We start from the raw sequence: 16,785 nt of genomic DNA on the forward strand, positions 1-16,785 counted from the left end.
GCGCCCCTGTCCGCATCCCCTGATGAGGGTATCGAACCGCTGCCGCTAAAATATTGTGTTTCTCGATAGACCTGCCTAAATCCTCTTGCTGATCACTCGAGTGAGCAGCCAAAGATATCGACGTTCTGACCGGGTCGCGGGACAGGAACGAAACAGGGTGGAAGACAAGGTTTGGGCGCTGGGCGAGCGTTTCGCCATGGCTGCCATTGATGGGGATGAGTGGCTTGGCGCGCTGCGGGCCATGGCCGAACTGACTGGCAGCTCTTACGGCCAGCTTATCGGTTTTGCGCCCGGTGAGGTGCCCTTCAATTGGATCAATGATATAGGTCAAGATGAGATCGCCCGCTTTGTCGAGCAGGAGCGTGGCGATCCCAATATCAACGTCCGGGTGCGCGCGTCGCTGAATGACGAGGCATTCGTTATTCGGAGCGAAGCAGATTACCGCGCGGTTGGGCGCGGTTCTGGGTTCGATCTCTATCGCGAGATGTGCGACGCCTATGACATCATGGACGGCTGCCAAACCAAGTTGCTCGAAGGAGGCGGCCGGTTTGTCGGCTTAGCCCTCAATCGCAGCCGGAAGGATGGCAAAACCGACGCCGAGACGCGCGCGCTTTTTGCCGCTATAGCGCCCCATGCGCGGCGGGCCGTCAGAATGCAGATCGCGCTTGAAAATCGCGGTTCAGCGTTGATCAAAGGCGCGCTAGAATATGTAGGTCTGCCGATCTTCATTTGCGACGATGCTGGAAATTTGAAGGGAGAAACGGCCGAAGCTGCGGCGCTGCTTTCTGCCGGACGCTTCAGGGTGATGGACGGGAAGCTCGGTCTTCCGCACCCACGTGACGACGCGGCGCTGTTGAAGGCATTCGCGCGGCGGCATCGTCAACCTCTTGGGATAGAGACGTTGCTGCTGCACGGTGCCGGCAAGCAGATGCCTATGGTGGTCGATATCTGCCGCCTTCCTTCCCAGCCGTACCGGCTGAGCCTTGCCTCGCAAATTCTGGTAATCGTCCGTTCGGGTCGGCGCTGGCATGAGGCCGCCCCTGCTGTTTTGCGGGCAGCATTTGGCCTGTCTGCTGCTGAAGCCGAGGTCACATTGGCTCTCGCTAGGGGCGTGACGCGTGATCAGATCGCCGCTGCGCGGGAAACGAGCACCCAAACCGTCAAAACCCAGATCAAATCCATTTTCTCCAAGCTTGGAGTTAGTCGGGAGATGGATCTGACGGCGATGCTCGGAGACCTGCTCCGGCGATGAGGCAGCTCGGGCATCAGCCCGTCACAGGCAATCAAGCTGTTGGCGAAGAACAACTATTGAGCCCGGAGTTTTCCGCGCGTCTCCCCCGATCGGGGTATGACCTACCTCAGAGAGATCAGTAAGGAGAACCCGCGACCCGAAGGCTCACGGCTTAGCCGCTGAGACTTTAAACTGGCCCGGCTGACATCATGACGGCCGGGCTTTCTTTTTTGATTTCCTGGGGGACTAGCGCTTAGTCACGCGCGGGACGCGTGGCTCTTTCTAGCTCAAAGTGGGCTCGGGCAAAAAATCTACCATGATCTCGCCAGATATGGCTTCGAGTGCCTCCCGCACCTCGTCGGTAGAGAGGCCCGTGGGCAATGCAATCTGGACATTGGCGCGGAACAGCGGTGCGCCAGACCAGGCGCTTCCCTCGATCCTGGTAAGGAAGTCGTCGATATTGACGTCGAGCTTCGCAAGTGCCGAGGTCACTTCGCGAACTATTCCAGGACGATCCTGCCCTACGATTTCGATGGCCAGCGACAGCCCGCTGCGTTCTTCAGCATCCGCAGCCGCGATGATGTCGATCTTGATACCCATCGCATCGATGCCGCGGACCGCAGCTTCGAGTTCGTGCATCCGATCCTCGGGCAATTCAACCAGCACGGATCCAACATATTTACCACCCAGGCGCGAGAGATGGCTCTCAAGCCAATTACCGCCTGCAGCATACACCGCCTCTGCGACTGCGCGGGTCAGGCCGGGTCGGTCACTACCGACTGCCGTCAAGATGACTGCTCGATCCACACCTCACCTCTATGCTGATCTCTGTTTCGCAATCATGATAGCGCATCCGGATCATTTCAAAGAGCAAAGTCTGGTTAGTAGAATGTCCGCGCTTGGACGCCGCGTGATCTCGGAGGAACGTCCAGCATCGGTCGATTGCTGCCGGAGGCGAGCGCCGGATCATGGTACGTTGCTACCATTCCTGTAAGTGCGCGCGAACGGCGGCTTTCGGCAGGAGTGGACATGCGAGTTTTCCTTTCCGCCACGTCAGAACCACAAGAGTTGGCCGATAGCTGCCCGCGTTCTCCACCACTGCTCGTCAGCCGCCGTTGCGGTTCCTCAAGTAGACCCGTCAGGGGCTATTTCGTCGGAGACTGCAAGCTGAAGCCGGAAGCGCAATCCTTCCGGGCGAAAATCGAACTCGGCCCCGCTACCTTCGCCCCGAAGAGCGCGCTCAATCATTCTCGAGCCGAACCCCTTTCGCGTCGGCTGCGTTGCCTCCGGACCGCCGCGTTCGACCCATTGCAATTCTAGCACTTGGCCAGGCCCATCATCGGGACAATTCCAGGATATTTCCACCGCTCCATTCAGATTGGATAGCGCCCCATATTTTGCGGCGTTGGTGGAGAGTTCATGAAGTACCATCGCGAGCTGCAACGCCTTCTCCGAGGGGATCTCAATCTTCGTTCCGGAAATGTCGAACCGCTGACCTTCTTCGGCGGCGAACGGACTGACCGCTCGGCGAACAATATGCTCGACGTCGACCATCTCCCAGTCGCGCTGGGTGAGCAGATCATGCGCTTCAGACAGCGCGAGTAGACGAGAAATGAACGCATTGAGCTCAGCGCGAGGTGCCTCGCGAAACGTCTGCATCGCCACGGCTTGGATGGTAGCCAGCGTGTTCTTCACGCGGTGTTTCAATTCATGAAGGAGCAGCTCCTTCGAGTCCTCTGCACGCCTTCTGCGTTCGATTTCCAGTTGTGCCGCCGAGTGTAGCCGAGCGTTGTCCATCGCCACCGCCGTCTGCGCGGCAATCGCAGAAACAAGATTTTCCGTGCTGGAGGTGAACCGTGCCGGCTCGTCATGAGCGAAGAATAGCCCGCCGAGCACTTCGCCGGAAACAGAAGTCACCGGCACAGCCAGGTAGCTGACAACAGGAAGATGGCCAGCTGGCATGCCATAGTGCGGAGCGCTGTGGCCGTACCGCGCATCGGTGCGAATGTCATCGGACCGTACCACCCCTTCGCCAGCGAAGGTCAGCGCGAAAATTTTCGTATTCCGCGGCATCCCAAAACGGTCGAAGGCCTCCCGGGGTGCGCCCGAAAGAGTGTAGAGCTGGTAAGACTCGCCGGCGCTATCTTTGACATTGTAGAAGAAGGCGCCGAACTTGGCGCCCGTCAATTCGGTGCCAATATCGGTCACCGACTGTACAATCCGATCAAGGTCGAGATCGCGTGAGATCACGTTTGCAATCCGATTCAGGGTCTGCAGCCGGTCGGATTGTTGCGCCAGAAGGGCTTCGGTCTGCTTGCGCGCCGTGATATCGCGAGCGATCTTGGAAGCGCCGATGATCGATCCATCTGCCGCCTTGATAGGAGACACGGTTAGCGAGAGGTGGATGAGTGCGCCATCCTTGCGCTGGCGCATCGTCTCAAAGTGCTCGATCCGCTCGCCGCGTTTCAACCGCGCGATGATCTCGTTTTCTTCGGCCCTGCGATCCACCGGAATAAGCGTCAGGATCGACTTTCCTATGATCTCAGCAGGAGCGTAGCCGAAAATGCGCTCGGCTGCAGCGTTCCAGTCAGTGATGATCCCGTCGAGTGTCTTGCCGACAATCGCATCGTGGGATGACTCGACAATCGCAGCAAGCCGGTATGCAGCCGTCCAGGCATCACGCCCCACGGAATGCTCCCCATCGTTCAAATTCGCTTCGCTATCCGCAGCCATCAAGAACGACTCCCGCGAATGCCGAACTCTCCGACGGCAGTGAGCAGCCGGTCCATCGCGTAGGGCTTGTCGAGAACAAGGTCGAATAGGTCGCCGCGGGAGCGCGCCTGCGCTCCCTGCGCGCCGCTTACAAGGACTATAGGGATGCATTGCAGCGCCGTGTCTGCTCTCATTGCCTCGGCAAGTTCCAGGCCTGTCATCAAGGGCATCATGAAGTCGGTAATGACCAGATCGGGAACGACATCGCGGATGATTTTGAGCGCAGCCGCGCCATGCGCGGCCTCGTGCACTTCATGTCCAGCCTCCTCAAGGCTTACCACGAGCATGTCCGCGATCAGAAATTCATCCTCTGCCACTACAATTCTCATGGAGAGCTCCATGGACGTGTCCGACCCATGGGGAGCGCTACGCCTCAAGAGGCTTGGCCAGCCCGGTTGAGATCCCAGTCGCGGGCTCAAAAGGACCTTTGATCGCGAGGCCGTGCCCATCGATGAACACCTCTTGCGGTGCGGATTGAAAGGACTGATCGCGGATCTTCAAAACGGACATCACCCGCTTGTACTCGGCCCTGATCTCGACTTGGCGCATCAGTATCAAGTTATCGAGCAGACTGGAAATCTCGGGACCGGGAGCTGCTACCTCGGACGCGAAAAGGTCACGCAACTCCCACGTGCCGATAGTAGTAACGCCCTTGGCCCGCAATTCGTTCGTCAGAGCGGCAAAAAATTCTACAAGGCGAGTCCGGTTAACAGTTGCGCGCTCGAACCCACCGAAGGAGTCGATGAACAGGCGCTTCACGCCGCGAGCGGAGACGGCGTCAAGAAGCCGATAGGCCATTTTGTCGAGGAGGTTTTCCGTCAGCGGCTGCCACAAGATTTCGACCACGCTTCTTTCGATATGTGCGCGGAGATCAAGACCCAGTGCATTCGCCTTCAGCAAGAGGCGCTCCGGAGTTTCGTAAAAGCCGAAATGAAGGCCCGGTTCTTTCTCCGAAGCGGCAGAAAGGAAGTTCATGCCGAACGAGGTCTTCCCGCATCCGGAAGGCCCGATCAGCAAAGTGATCGAGCCATGAGGAAGTCCTCCGCCCGTAATATTGTCGAACCCTTCGATGCCTGATCGAAGCGGTTTAGGATCCGGCTCGTCTTTGACCGACGGCGTGTCAAATGCAGCTTCTATCCGCGGGAAGACCGAGATGCCGCCATTTGCGATCTCATATTGATGATAACCGCCGAGAGCTGCGCTGCCGCGAGATTTGCGGACACGAAGACGTCGGACGGTGCGTACACCGACGAGCTCGTCATGAAGCTCCAGAACGCCATCCACCATCGTGTGCTCCGGGCTATCGTCTTGAACCCTGGCGCTCGTGAGGAAAAGAACAGTGCAACCAACGAAGGCTGCTTGGCTTTGCACTTCGGCGACGAAGGTTTTCACGTCGAGGTCAGTCTCTGCGCGGTCGCGAGCGTTCAGAAGACCGTCGAAGACGATCAGCGAGGCGTCCTGGCGCTTGGTCTCCTTGCGAAGCAGGTCCACGACAGCTCCCAACCCCTCCTTGCTCAGGGTCTGAAACACACTGACATAGACGATGTTGCTGCCAAGCTGGTTCTTCTCGAAAAAACTCAGGGTCGACAGGGATTGAAAAAGGCGATCGTGCGTCTCTGCAAGCAGGGTGACGTAAAGCACCTTCTTCCCGGCAGCGGCCGTGGCGAACGCAATCTGATTTCCAAGGATCGTCTTGCCTGCTCCGGGCTGTCCTTGCACAATGTAGGACGCGCCCTCAATAAGGCCACCGCCGAAAATGGTATCAAGGCCGGGGATGCCGGTGGAGAACCGGGGCGGTAACAGGGTCACAGACAACCTCGCAAGCAGAACGGCCGAGAGACCAATGCTCCTGCCGATAGCAGCCTCGACATCAATCGTCTTGAAGAAAAATTGAGCTTCTTGAGGTGTTGTGAGATATGAGAAGCTGGCCAGGGCACGGCGTGCGAGGAAGGCCGCGCGCCATGCTCCTGCCCGGGGTTTTACTTGCCCGCTTGCGCCATCAGCTCCGCCTTCCGCTCGGCGAGTTGAAGGCCGAGCGCCTTCAGGTCCAGATCGCTGTCACGGCTTTCAGGGAACATCTCCTTTTCCTCTTCTTCGACATGATGGTTCACATATTCGCCCAGAACGGTGACCTTCGCATCGAACAGCCGGTCGCCCGCCTTCATCGACTGTATCTCGGTGATCAGCTGCTTGGCGCTGGCATGCTCGACCTCGGCTTCGTCGAGCAGATCGTCGTCGTCGATTGCGTCGCGCGCAGCAGGGTAATAAATCTCCTCTTCGATCTGGGTGTGCACGGTGAGTGCAAGGCAGATGCGGTCGGCAAGCTCCTGCTTCTCCGCCTCTTCCTCGAGTTTCTCATACTCCTTGAACCAATTTTTGACCTCGCGATGCTCATCCTTGAGCAGCTTGATCGCATCAGTCGGCTTGGCGGCTGCGCGCTGCGTCTTGCGCGCTGTTCTTGAACCGGGTTTCCCCTTCGATTTGCTGGCGGTTTTTGTCTCAGCCATGTGTTGCTCCTCGTGCGGAGCGATTTCTTCCGCTCCTCATCCGCAAGACAACTCACGAACGCGGGAAAGGTCGCCAGGGCAGTGGCACCGATAGAAGCATTCGCCTCGAGATCTGTTAAATAGCCGAGCAGGATCTGCTCACACTACTAGACCTCCATCCGTAATGATGGGAAATGTGCGTCCGCTTTTGCCAGTACGGCAAGCGAACTGAAATGCCGACCACTCGACGCACTGCCGTCTGGCCATACAACGGCGCGCTAATTGCTGGTCCAGTCGGAGTTGGCCGTTGGCAACCTCATCTCGAAGTGGCTTGCGGTGGTCGACAGCTGAGACATTCTTTTTCAGAAAACGGCAGCCATCTATCTGCGCCACTCCGGATGGGCCATTTGGCAATTGTCTCAGGCATCGGCATCGCCCCGTAGTACAGGCGCTCGAGGCTAGTCAGATCGAAGCGTTCACGTTCGGGCGAGTCAAGCAGAGCCTGTATCATCGTCGGCACCGGATCACATCGGTGATCCGGTGCCGCTCGATTGCGCGCATTGTCTCCGCCGGATCGAAGCGCAGAATGATCGCATGACAGCCGCCAACGAGAGTCATCGAGTGGACGAACAGGGCGTCGGCGACGTGGAACATCGGGGCCACGTGCAAGAACCGCGCGCGCGACGTATCGATTCCCAACCCAGCCCAAAGCGCCAGACCGTTCACGACATGGTTGACGTGGGTCATGATCACGCCCTTGGCACGGCCGGTCGTCCCGCCAGTGTAGAAAATGCTCGCCGCATCGCCCCCGCCGCGCCCAGCGTCGGCAATCGGGGCCGTATGCGCGACCAGCCGGTCCATTTCGGCTAGCGTCAGCGGCCGCGGCTGGCCGCTGTCTTGCTCAGCGCAGAAACAAAGAAGCGGCTGATGCGCCTCGTCCACCAGCACAAGTCCGGGGGCGGCAGTCGTCGAGGATGTAGGCGACCTCTCCCGGGCTTAGTCGGATATTGACCGGCAGGATGATACCGCCCGGGCACGGAACGCCAAAAAATGCTTCAAGGAACAGGTCGTTGTTGTCCGCGAGGACGGCAGTGCCTAGTGGACTGGCCGGGGGGACTCGCCGGCTTATCATGGCCGCCGACCTCAACCGCCCTTGGATGCAAGCCAGATCGTGTGAATTACATGTTCCTCGCCGGCCAGGGCGGGGATGCTCACCTCTTCCACATCGAAACCGGCTTTCTCCAGGCGATCGACAAAGTGATCATCCGTGTAGGCCGACCATATGGCGAGAATGCCACCGGCCCTCAGCGCGTCACGCGCCGAACGCAATCCCCAGTCGCAGTAAAGCCGTTCGTTGGGAAGGTGGATCATCCCGTCAGGACCATTATCGACGTCCAGAAGAATGGCATCGAATGCGGCCTCCTGCCTGACGATCACATCATGGACATCTGCCATCTCAAGTGACAGGCGGGCATCGAGGAGATGGTCCTGAAACAGATGCGCGAGCGGCCCCCTTGCCCATTTGACGATCTCAGGCACAAGTTCGGCGACGACGACCTCAGCAGCCGGTGAAAGCGAGGAGAGCGCCGCCCCCAGCGTGAAGCCCATGCCCAGCCCGCCGATGAGGATGCGCGCGTCCCTTTGAGACAGCCGTTCGCATACCAGTGTCGCCAGAGCTTCTTCCGAATGGCGAACCTGATTGCCCATCAGCTCGTCTTCGCCGAACCGGATCGAATAATCGTCTCCTCGACGCCACAGGAGCAATTCACCTCCGTCTGGAAGTTGTGCGGTGTCAACCAGCTCTACCGGGATTGCCGTCCGGTCATCCTGTGGCGCTAGCATGGTCATTCCGCGTTACGACCGCGACTTCGTCTGATCATATTGGCCAGGTTCGGCCTTGAACACGTCGCGAGCGAAGGTACGGACTGCGGCCACGGATTTGAATGTCTCCTCCTGCATATGCGATGTGACCAGCGGATAGCCTTGGGAATTGTACCGGGTCTCACGCACCGTGAGCCGGAAATTCCCATCATCATCCTTGGAGATTAGATAGGGACGGATTGCTTCTCGGCTCATGGAGATTCCTCACTGTAACTTGGATGATCGCAGGGCGAATACTCTGCCGAGGATGAAGTTAGCCCACCATCGCTATGACAACGCGCTTCAATTCACTGCTCGACAAGGTCGTCGGGCGGTTGAAGGCAGGGAGGCGCGCCTCGGGCCTTCGCAAGGAGGAGGAACGGGTTGCGCGTTTATCGGGTTTGGAAAATATATTCATAAATGGTCCTCGCGGCGCGAGCCGCATTTTTATATTTGTTCTTCGCTGCACGGCACGGCCTTTAATCAGGCGCTTGCGACGATGGCGGCGATGGGCATGGGGTTGTATCTGCAAGGGTGCCGCACCAGCCAAAGGGCTTTGCAGCATCCCGCTCAAGACGATAGCCGCTTCTTGCGCGCGAGATATCGCGCATCACGGGCTGACTTGCGTTCAGCCTCACTGAGTTCCGGCTTTTGATTGGGCGCCTTCGCCGCGGCCATTTCGTTGGCCTGCGCACGTCTGGCAGCTTTTTGTTCTTTCGCCGCGAGCAGAGCCTGCTGGCGCTTCTCCCTTGCCGCAGCTTCCTTTGCCAGACGGCGTTCTGCTTGGTCGAGGGTAACGGCCCGAACCACGGGCACTTTCGTCCGTAGTCGTTCGAGAACCTCTGTCCGGGCGCTGGCCGCAGCGGCTATGCGCTCCTGGAAGTGCGGTTCCTTATATCTTTTCATTGAGAGGCAAAGTCCTGTTTCAATTTCGCGCTGGGGGCGGCCGAAGCCGCCCGACCCTCCTTCAGGCAGGCTGAAGGTTGGTTGCCGATGCCTTGCCGCGCTGATCCGTTTCCAGCGTGTAAGACACGCGCTGATCCTTCTCGAGCGTACGCATGCCCGCGCGTTCAACCGCGGTTATGTGCACGAAGGCGTCGCCGCCGCCGCTTTCCGGCGCGATGAAGCCATAGCCTTTGTCGGCATTGAAGAATTTGACTGTTCCGATGATCATGTTGGAGCTCCTTGTCCAAGTTTCATGGGTGCCCGCGACAATGCGGGCATCCCGGCTTCAAGAGGCAAATGTGGGACAAGGGAGAGCCGAAGCGGCCGATATCCGTCGAAGCGCGACGTTCAGCGAGGCGTCAATAGCACAAATCGACGGAAATGCAAAAACTGATCTGGGCTGATCGAGCGACAATTTCCCCAGCTGCCGGTAACTCCTGCTCTGTTTCCTTCGATTTCGCACTGGGATCGCACCTGCGACACGACCAAATGTCGCGCGCTGCTCACTTCGAGCGCGCCGCCTCATCGCGCTTGGCTTGAGCAAGCGCATCGTTCAAGGTCGAATATCGCCAGTCACGATAATGGTAGCGATATGCCGGCACCTTGATGATGCCATAGCGATCCATGAGTTCCGTTTCGTCTGCCGGGACAACTGTCATCTTCTGTCCAATCCTGGTGAGTACGGGTTGACGAGCAAGATTACTGCCGCCCGCCGACTGCGGGTCGGGCAAGCAGTTGGACCGCATTTTCCACCCTTGAATACCCCTCTGGATCGGCGATCGCCAAATCGAGGGGCCGGGCGCCCAACGAGGCATTGTGGGTGTTTAGAAAGCGGATTGCTTCCTCCTGCCCCAGAAGGACGAATGCAAGATGGGTGATCAACCCCTGCCGCCTCGCCTGGTCAGGAGAAATCCGTGGATCGCGGCTAATGAACGCTCGCCTTCGTGGGCGGGCCGGGGCGGTCGTGTCCGCTGTCATGCCGACACGACCAAGTCTGCGGCCTGGTAAGACCTATCCGTCCAAGGCAGCCAACTCAGCGATGCATCGGCCCTTTTCGAGGAAAGCAAGTCGAAGATCTGATCACCGATAGTGCCCGCGGCGGCCAGATGCTTGCGGCGTGCCGGCTCACTGATCGTGTCGGCAGCGCGCATCAGCGACATCTGATGCTCGGAATAAAGCTGATCGAGATCCACGTTTAACTCCCTTGGTAAGCGGGAGCGCGATGGTCTCTCAGTCAAGAGCGCCTACGTTGCTATGCACTTGATGACTTCCATATAGTCTTGATCGACAATCATACAACCTTGGTGTGGTTCCAAAAAAAATCGAGAGAAGTGTCCTTTCGTGAAGTGCCCTGATATTCCACTTGCGGCACGACATTCCTGCTCGTGGCTTGTAACAGAACCACATGTTCTAAGGGATCGCTGATCGGCACCGACATATTGCGTCCAGTTTGTCTTTAGCTGGTGCTTCCCTACCTCGCGAAGTGCGGCCATTGCCGAGAGATTTCTCACCGCGGACCGGTATACCCTCGATTTGTTGCCGTATCTGATGCTTTTACCTCCGGTGCTAGCGGTGATGCAAGAATGCTGGCCCTGTCAGTCAACGCATCGCGATGTGTATGCTTTCCCTATTCATGCGCAACAGCGGGTGCTGGCGCAGGCGGAGCGCCCGGCTGAACTAAATCGACGCGATGCCGCTTCCCATGCAAAATGCGGACTTTCCGGATAGCGGAGAGCGCTTCCTCGCAAGCCGGCTCGCTGTCACACCATGCGAACACATTGAGACGGCCATCACTCGCTTCGGTCAGGGGAATGTGGACGTGGTATTTGAAAGGCCTCTGCTCATAGTTGGGATGGCCGGGTAAATAGCTGTACCGCCCGACCAGAGAGGATCTTCCTGCGATCTTCTCCTTAGAAACGCTACACCCTTGGCCTGCTAAATTGCATGTGGGCGGTGAGCTATAAAATCCAAAGTCTGTGATAATTATAGCATCGGGCGATTGCCATTCTTCCACCTTGCTATCGATCCCGTCGACCTTGTGCGCTTGAATTTATCTGGAAGAACAAACTTATAGTCGTAGGTGATCCGCCCGTCCGCCGACCTTCGTTGATCCTGACGCCCTCCGTCAGTGCAGGCCATTGCAGCGCACAGCGCCACAACCGTGAACAGCTGGCACGATTGTCTATCAAAGCTGCTCTTCAGGTCGCAACGACAATGCAGTTCACGGCCGGTCTCCGCCGGGCTAGCGGGAGTTGCATCTTCGCGTTCACCGTCAGCCGCCCATCGGGAGCGGGGACCCTTTGCGGCACATTTTCAGCAGACCTCGGTTCGTCCTCAGTATCAGTCGACCCTGCTCATCAAATCCAAAGCCGTCAGGGCGCACCGTCGCCAGGGGTGAAATCGCGCCGCCAACGGCCACTGGCTGCCCCGGTACAAAAAGAGGTGCTTTAGAGGCGCAAGCCGATTGGTTCTGCAATGTGAGCGAAATCCGCGGGCCATTGGTGGTGTAGTGTACGGAACAGCCCGCATTATCGACCATCGTGTTGCTGTCGATTACTACGGTGATTGGCCCTTCATGATAGGCGCCCAGCAGAGTGTCGCCACAGGCGGCATATTCGCCTGCAAGCCTGCGGTCGGGAGGCGGGGGGCGGCGGACCACCATGCCTCTGCCTCCGGTGAATATGAGCCTGTCATCCTGGATGTGAAACGCGGTGGCGCCGCTGATAGCGGCAGTCATGAGCGCGTCTTCCGCAGCGTCGTCAGCTGAGCATCCAATCAAGGTAGAGACGAAGGGGCCGGTCACCACGATCCGCCCTGGCGACGGCACGGTGAACGTCCCTCCCATCGAGTTGCAGTCCGCGTGTGCACCGATGGAGTTCATTGAGATCGACAGTGTCGGCGGCCGCCGTTCCGTGACCAGTGCCTTGCCGCCGATGCTTTCGATCAGCCATCGTCCCGCGATCTCAGGATGTGGCTCAACCGGGCGCGTGAGTAGCGCGGTTTCGCTGCGGCTGCCCGTCAAAAGCAGCGTGCGTTCGTCAGGGCGGCTCCAACTGACCACCCCGTCAAGGAATGAGGCGAGGCGACGCTCACTATCGGCAGCGAGGGTGCGCGCTGGCGTGGCGGTGGATCCGCACTTCCCGACCTGCACCTTCTCCAGCCGGGTTATCGAAATGCGGTTTTCCTCTATCCGGTAAAATGCTGGAAATCCGCCGCCGCAGCCGGCGCCATGATTTAGGAATCCGCCGCCGCTGAAATTCACCGAGCCGCTGAACCGGGTGAAGTCTTGCTGCCCCAGCCGTTCGACACGCCACTGGCCGCCCAGCGGGTCGATGCGCCTCAGATAGGTGCCGTCGTCCTCTGCGCCTGCTGCGACGGGTGCGTTAGACGATCGCTGAGGCACAGGCGCTGTCACGGGTGAGGTGCAGCCCGCGACGCTTAGCAGGATGGCCAGGCATGATCGACGCGTCATTTCGCGGAAACGGCCGGCGGCGGGAATGGCTCCGGATATCAGCGCGGCGCGGTGCACTAGCCGTCACCGCCCCGAAGCCGAGGCCGCCCCGATATCCTGCGTATCCCGGCCAGGAGCAACCAGTAGAAGGCGATGTTGGCGGTGAAAGGCCAGAAGCGGAAATCGTCCTCGGGGATGCCGATCCTGTTCTCGACCGAAATGCCAGGCCGGTCGAACAGATAAGGCGCCGGCCACCCGGCATTCAACACCGGCTTGGGACAATATATGTCGAACCCCTCCTTCGACTTGCCCAGGGCGCAGAAGATCGCCTGATCGGGCCCGTGTCGCTGGACCGCTGCGGAGAAACCTGCAAGCAGGAGAGCTCCAAAGCCGACGACCACGAAGATCGGAAGCCTCACACCCTATGGCCGAAGCGCAAACTGGATGGAGACGGTCGCGCCGAGCATCAGCTCGCCCGGCGCGACGGGGCTTGGCGGCGGCGGGGGAGCGGGCGGTGCTCCCGCCATGCGCCCGGTGACGACGATCGGCTGGGGATAATAGCCGCCTCCTTCGCTGATCGAAAGGATGCGGGATATGCGCAGGCCGGCTGCCCGCGCATACAGCTCGGCGCGGGATCGCGCTTCGCGCACCGCCTCTGTCCGGGCTTCGTCGAGCGCGCCCTTGGGTTCATCCAGCGTGAAGGAGGGACCGTCCACCTGGTTGGCGCCAGCCTGGACCAAAGTGTCGATGATGCGCCCCATCTCCCCCAGTTTCCGGACCCGCACTTGCACATTGTTGCGGGCCTCATAACCGATGATCCGGGGCGCCTGGGGCTGGGCCGGTGCGATATAGGGCTCGCGCGTCATTCTTGCCCGGATCTGGGCCTCCTGCTCGGGATTGGAATATTGCGGCTGTAGTGAGAGCGCCGATGTCTGAATGTCGCGGTCCGCGATACCGGCGCGTTTTAGGGCGTTTACGACATCGTTCATGCGGGTCGCATTGGCGCCTAGCGCCTCTCCTCCCGTCTTGCCTTGGGTGACGACGCCCGCCGAAAACAGCGCCACATCAGGGATACGGCGGCTTTGCCCTTCTCCACTGACGACCAACAAGGTTTCCTCGGGCGTCAGGACCGGGCTGGCCGCGGGCAGCTGAGCCTGCACGGCGGATGTTGCGCCGGTCACCGCGACCAGGAAAGCGAACCATCTCATAAGCCTCTCCTCCTTATTATCATTGCGCAACGTCGTGCCGCCGCTTCAGTTTCCTGGATTCTGGGCAACCTCATGATCGACGCTGCGTTGGTCAGGGGATCGACGGTCGGGAGGTGGCAATACAGCTCCCCGATGGCCTGTTTCTTCGTTGCACCTGGGAGCGATGATGTTCTTTCTTTTTTCTAGCAAGCTGGGCTGCCTCGGATCGCTGCTGCTCTCGGCGATCCTCTCGCTGACCCTGCTCGCCCTGTTGGGGGTCATCAACTTCGGCGGCAGCGGCTGGTAGTCGGGTCGACTAAGCGTCGCTTCAAAGATCCTTCAGCGCGCGCTTCGCATCGAACACGGCGTCTGCTGCCTTGCCGCTGACGCGGTCGACATCCTTGTTGAACTGCCTGACGATGGCCGGCGCTGTCAGGCCGTCCATGCCCTGCCGCACCAGCCTTTCATATTCCTGCCGATTGTCGGCCTTGGCGAACATCCGGGCCTGATGTTCACGGATCGCTGCCTCCAGCTTGATACGATCTTTAGGTCCCACATCGCGCCGGGCGGCTGCAAGGCTGCTTTCAAAGGCGGCCTGACTGCTGCCGTCGATCACTGTCGGACCATCATTACCCCCGCACGCAACCAGCAGGTTGCAGGCGATCAGGATTGGCGCAAGGCGCATGAACAGACTCCTCTCGAATTCAAGTCTTCGGCCATCAAGCGCTCACGATGAGGAGAGTTCCGGCGGCCGCCCAGAAGTCATTCACACACTGCCCCCGCGAGAGGCGCGGGCGATCTTTTCAACGGCGTTCGATAAGGCCAAGGCGTCACTGATTGCCGCCGGGGACGCTGTATTGTCGAAGATGCACCAAGTCTGCCCGTCCGCTTCGGCGTGCGCGAGCAACCGATCCGCGTAGGAACTCACCCGGTCGCCATAGCTGGACCGGTACATGACCGGAGAGCCGTGCAGCCGCCAGTAGCGGAGGCCAATCCATCCTCCTGGCCGAGCGGCCGCTCTGCAGATGGCAGGGTCGGCGGCCACGCGCGCAATTTCATGTTGTTCGAGCAGGGCTTCAGCTTCGGACAGAAACCAGCTTGGGTGGCGCGGCTCGCAGGCAACCAGTGCCGGGCTTCTGGACTTCAAGTCGCTGAAGAAGCGGTGTGCGGTCTCGGCGGCGAATTCGAGCTTGGGCGGTAACTGAACAAGGAGCACTGCCAGCTTTTCCTCCAAGATGTGAGCCTGTGCCAGAAACTGGTCGAGGGCAGCAGCACAATCCACAAGCTTGAGTTCGTGCGTAATGCGCTTCGGCAGTTTGACCGAGAAACGAAAATCTGCGGGCGAGCTCTCGCGCCAGCGCGCCCACGTTGAAGGCCGGTGGGAGCGGTGGAAAGAACTGTTGATCTCCACGACCTTCAACCGGGAAGCATATCGATCCAGGCCGGAACCCACGCTCGAAAATGCTTCCGCCGACGCGCGGGATATGCTCCATCCCGCCGTGCCGATATTGATTGTCTGCATTGTGACGACGCCAAGTGATTTGGGAGATGGCGCCAAGCGCCTTACTGTCAGTTATGATGGCTCGTCGTTCGAGGGAGAGCCGTGCCGGTCCGTTAGCTGTTGATGGCCCGCCGTGCCGCAATTGCATCTTCTGTGCTTGGGCTCCCTGGCCAGCGCCTTAGCCTTCCTTCGGGCGTGACGGTTGGACGGGTCCGTAGTTGCTTGAATATCCATGTGGTTCGATGCTCCCGGTTGGCGTCCGCTCGCTGCTGAGCGGAAGCTTCCCCTGCGAACCCTCGGCGCGTCATGCTGTTCCGCAGACCAGGCACCGCCCCCGAGCGTGGGCGACGGTGCCAATGTGAAGAATGGAACTTCTCCCTCGCACAAGTGCTGCCGGTGTAGATCATCTGTGAGGATAGGTTTACGATGGCCGAGGAGTTGGACTGTCTTATAATAGGTGCTGGCCCCGCGGGGCTCACGGCCGCGATCTACCTGACGCGGTTTCACCTGAAAATCGGCATCATCGATGCGGGGCATAGTCGTGCTGCCCTGATTCCTCGCACCCGCAATCACGCCGGCTATCCGGGTGGCATTTCTGGCAAGGAGCTGCTGGCGCGCATGCGTGAACAGGCGGCGGGATTTGGCGGCCAGGTCACCAACATGTTGGTTGAGAAGCTGTCCAAGGATGGCAGTCTGTTCGTCGCCTCCATAGGGGAGGAACAGCGAACCGCGCGCACCATCCTGCTGGCCACCGGGGTCGTCAACAATCGGCCACCGATTGCGCCAGAAATCCACGATGTTGCTCTCGAACGGGGACTGCTGCGCTACTGCCCGATTTGCGACGGCTATGAGGTGACCGATCGCAAGATCGCAGTCATCGGTACAAAAGGGCACGGGCTGGAAGAGGCGCTGTTCCTGCGGATGTATAGTGCTGACGTCACATTGATCGCGCCCGACGGCGAACACGCCCTGACCGGCGAGCAGCGTGGTCGGCTTGAAGAGGCTGGCGTGAAGATGTGTGATGGTCCGTGTGAACCGCTTTGCATAGACGGTGACCAGATCATCGTTCCGACGCCGCAGGGCCCAGTCGCCTATGACAGCGTTTATCCGGCTCTAGGTTCGGTGACCCGATCGGAGCTGGCGATGATGCTGGGAGCAGATGGCACAGAAGACGGCTGCCTAATCGTCGACGAGCACCAGCGCACGAGCGTCCCGGGCCTATACGCTGCGGGCGATGTTGCGAAGGGCCTGGATCAGATCAGCCATGCCATGGGTGAGGGTGGGGTGGCCGCCACGACCATAAGGAATGATCTGGCGAAAACACGTGGGCTGCTGCGCTAGCGAACTCGAAC

Annotated in this window: 20 protein-coding genes; 3 read left to right on the plus strand and 17 right to left on the minus strand. The window is 59.6% G+C overall.

Going from position 1 to position 16,785, the window contains the following annotated elements:
- Positions 1-157: 157 nt before the first annotated feature.
- Complete coding sequence (locus IZV00_RS02265; RefSeq protein ID WP_196225594.1) at positions 158-1,252, plus strand: helix-turn-helix transcriptional regulator; 1,095 nt, start codon at positions 158-160, stop codon at positions 1,250-1,252.
- Positions 1,253-1,513: 261 nt separating this feature from the next.
- Here the strand turns inward: IZV00_RS02265 and IZV00_RS02270 are convergent, their stop codons facing one another.
- The 15 genes from IZV00_RS02270 to IZV00_RS02340 form a co-directional block, all read right to left on the minus strand.
- Positions 1,514-2,038, minus strand: coding sequence for a glycine cleavage system protein R (locus IZV00_RS02270; protein WP_196225595.1), 525 nt, complete (start codon positions 2,036-2,038; stop codon positions 1,514-1,516).
- A gap of 318 nt (positions 2,039-2,356) precedes the next feature.
- Positions 2,357-3,964 (minus strand): sensor histidine kinase, encoded by a 1,608-nt coding sequence (locus IZV00_RS02275; RefSeq protein WP_230463334.1) that lies wholly within the window; start codon positions 3,962-3,964, stop codon positions 2,357-2,359.
- Positions 3,964-4,332, minus strand: a complete 369-nt coding sequence (locus tag IZV00_RS02280) for a response regulator (protein ID WP_196225597.1) — start codon at positions 4,330-4,332, stop codon at positions 3,964-3,966. Before IZV00_RS02280 ends, IZV00_RS02275 begins: the two co-directional genes overlap by 1 nt.
- Positions 4,333-4,369: 37 nt before the next feature.
- Positions 4,370-5,812, minus strand: a complete 1,443-nt coding sequence (locus IZV00_RS02285) for an ATPase domain-containing protein (RefSeq protein ID WP_230463267.1) — start codon at positions 5,810-5,812, stop codon at positions 4,370-4,372.
- A 170-nt stretch (positions 5,813-5,982) separates the two neighbouring features.
- On the minus strand, positions 5,983-6,510 hold the full coding sequence (locus IZV00_RS02290) for a hemerythrin domain-containing protein (RefSeq protein ID WP_097093101.1): 528 nt from the start codon (positions 6,508-6,510) through the stop codon (positions 5,983-5,985).
- Positions 6,511-6,996: 486 nt separating this feature from the next.
- Positions 6,997-7,431 (minus strand): AMP-binding protein, encoded by a 435-nt coding sequence (locus IZV00_RS02295; RefSeq protein ID WP_196225598.1) that lies wholly within the window; start codon positions 7,429-7,431, stop codon positions 6,997-6,999.
- A gap of 201 nt (positions 7,432-7,632) precedes the next feature.
- Positions 7,633-8,337 carry a spermidine synthase gene (locus tag IZV00_RS02300; RefSeq protein ID WP_230463268.1) on the minus strand — a complete coding sequence of 235 codons (705 nt, stop codon included), beginning with the start codon at positions 8,335-8,337 and terminating at the stop codon, positions 7,633-7,635.
- A gap of 6 nt (positions 8,338-8,343) precedes the next feature.
- Positions 8,344-8,565, minus strand: coding sequence for a hypothetical protein (locus IZV00_RS02305; RefSeq protein WP_097093836.1), 222 nt, complete (start codon positions 8,563-8,565; stop codon positions 8,344-8,346).
- A 354-nt stretch (positions 8,566-8,919) separates the two neighbouring features.
- A complete protein-coding gene (locus tag IZV00_RS02310; RefSeq protein WP_097093837.1) occupies positions 8,920-9,255 on the minus strand; it encodes a DUF6481 family protein in 336 nt (111 codons plus the stop codon).
- A gap of 61 nt (positions 9,256-9,316) precedes the next feature.
- A complete protein-coding gene (locus tag IZV00_RS02315; RefSeq protein WP_097093838.1) occupies positions 9,317-9,523 on the minus strand; it encodes a cold-shock protein in 207 nt (68 codons plus the stop codon).
- A gap of 274 nt (positions 9,524-9,797) precedes the next feature.
- A complete protein-coding gene (locus tag IZV00_RS02320) occupies positions 9,798-9,953 on the minus strand; it encodes a hypothetical protein (protein ID WP_176502362.1) in 156 nt (51 codons plus the stop codon).
- Positions 9,954-10,268: 315 nt separating this feature from the next.
- Positions 10,269-10,487, minus strand: coding sequence for a hypothetical protein (locus tag IZV00_RS02325; RefSeq protein ID WP_196225599.1), 219 nt, complete (start codon positions 10,485-10,487; stop codon positions 10,269-10,271).
- A 1,079-nt stretch (positions 10,488-11,566) separates the two neighbouring features.
- Positions 11,567-12,766: an META domain-containing protein gene (locus tag IZV00_RS02330; RefSeq protein ID WP_196225600.1), complete on the minus strand. Its 1,200-nt coding sequence runs from the start codon at positions 12,764-12,766 to the stop codon at positions 11,567-11,569.
- A 56-nt stretch (positions 12,767-12,822) separates the two neighbouring features.
- Positions 12,823-13,164: a hypothetical protein gene (locus IZV00_RS02335; RefSeq protein ID WP_196225601.1), complete on the minus strand. Its 342-nt coding sequence runs from the start codon at positions 13,162-13,164 to the stop codon at positions 12,823-12,825.
- Between the two features lie 3 nt (positions 13,165-13,167).
- Complete coding sequence (locus IZV00_RS02340; RefSeq protein WP_196225602.1) at positions 13,168-13,953, minus strand: SIMPL domain-containing protein; 786 nt, start codon at positions 13,951-13,953, stop codon at positions 13,168-13,170.
- A 163-nt stretch (positions 13,954-14,116) separates the two neighbouring features.
- Here IZV00_RS02340 and IZV00_RS21320 point away from each other — a divergent pair, with 163 nt between their 5' ends.
- Positions 14,117-14,239 carry a hypothetical protein gene (locus tag IZV00_RS21320; protein ID WP_268934773.1) on the plus strand — a complete coding sequence of 41 codons (123 nt, stop codon included), beginning with the start codon at positions 14,117-14,119 and terminating at the stop codon, positions 14,237-14,239.
- Positions 14,240-14,260: 21 nt separating this feature from the next.
- On the opposite strand, the gene IZV00_RS02345 is transcribed toward IZV00_RS21320, so the two are convergent.
- Both IZV00_RS02345 and IZV00_RS02350 read right to left on the minus strand, forming a co-directional pair.
- A complete protein-coding gene (locus tag IZV00_RS02345) occupies positions 14,261-14,617 on the minus strand; it encodes a hypothetical protein (RefSeq protein ID WP_097093113.1) in 357 nt (118 codons plus the stop codon).
- Positions 14,618-14,698: 81 nt separating this feature from the next.
- Positions 14,699-15,454, minus strand: a complete 756-nt coding sequence (locus tag IZV00_RS02350; protein ID WP_196225603.1) for a DUF72 domain-containing protein — start codon at positions 15,452-15,454, stop codon at positions 14,699-14,701.
- A gap of 405 nt (positions 15,455-15,859) precedes the next feature.
- On the opposite strand from IZV00_RS02350, the gene IZV00_RS02355 reads away from it, so the two are divergent.
- Positions 15,860-16,774: an NAD(P)/FAD-dependent oxidoreductase gene (locus IZV00_RS02355; RefSeq protein ID WP_196225604.1), complete on the plus strand. Its 915-nt coding sequence runs from the start codon at positions 15,860-15,862 to the stop codon at positions 16,772-16,774.
- The last annotated feature ends 11 nt before the right edge of the window (positions 16,775-16,785 follow it).

The sequence above is a fragment of the Sphingobium sp. Cam5-1 genome (assembly GCF_015693305.1).
Lineage (GTDB): Bacteria > Pseudomonadota > Alphaproteobacteria > Sphingomonadales > Sphingomonadaceae > Sphingobium.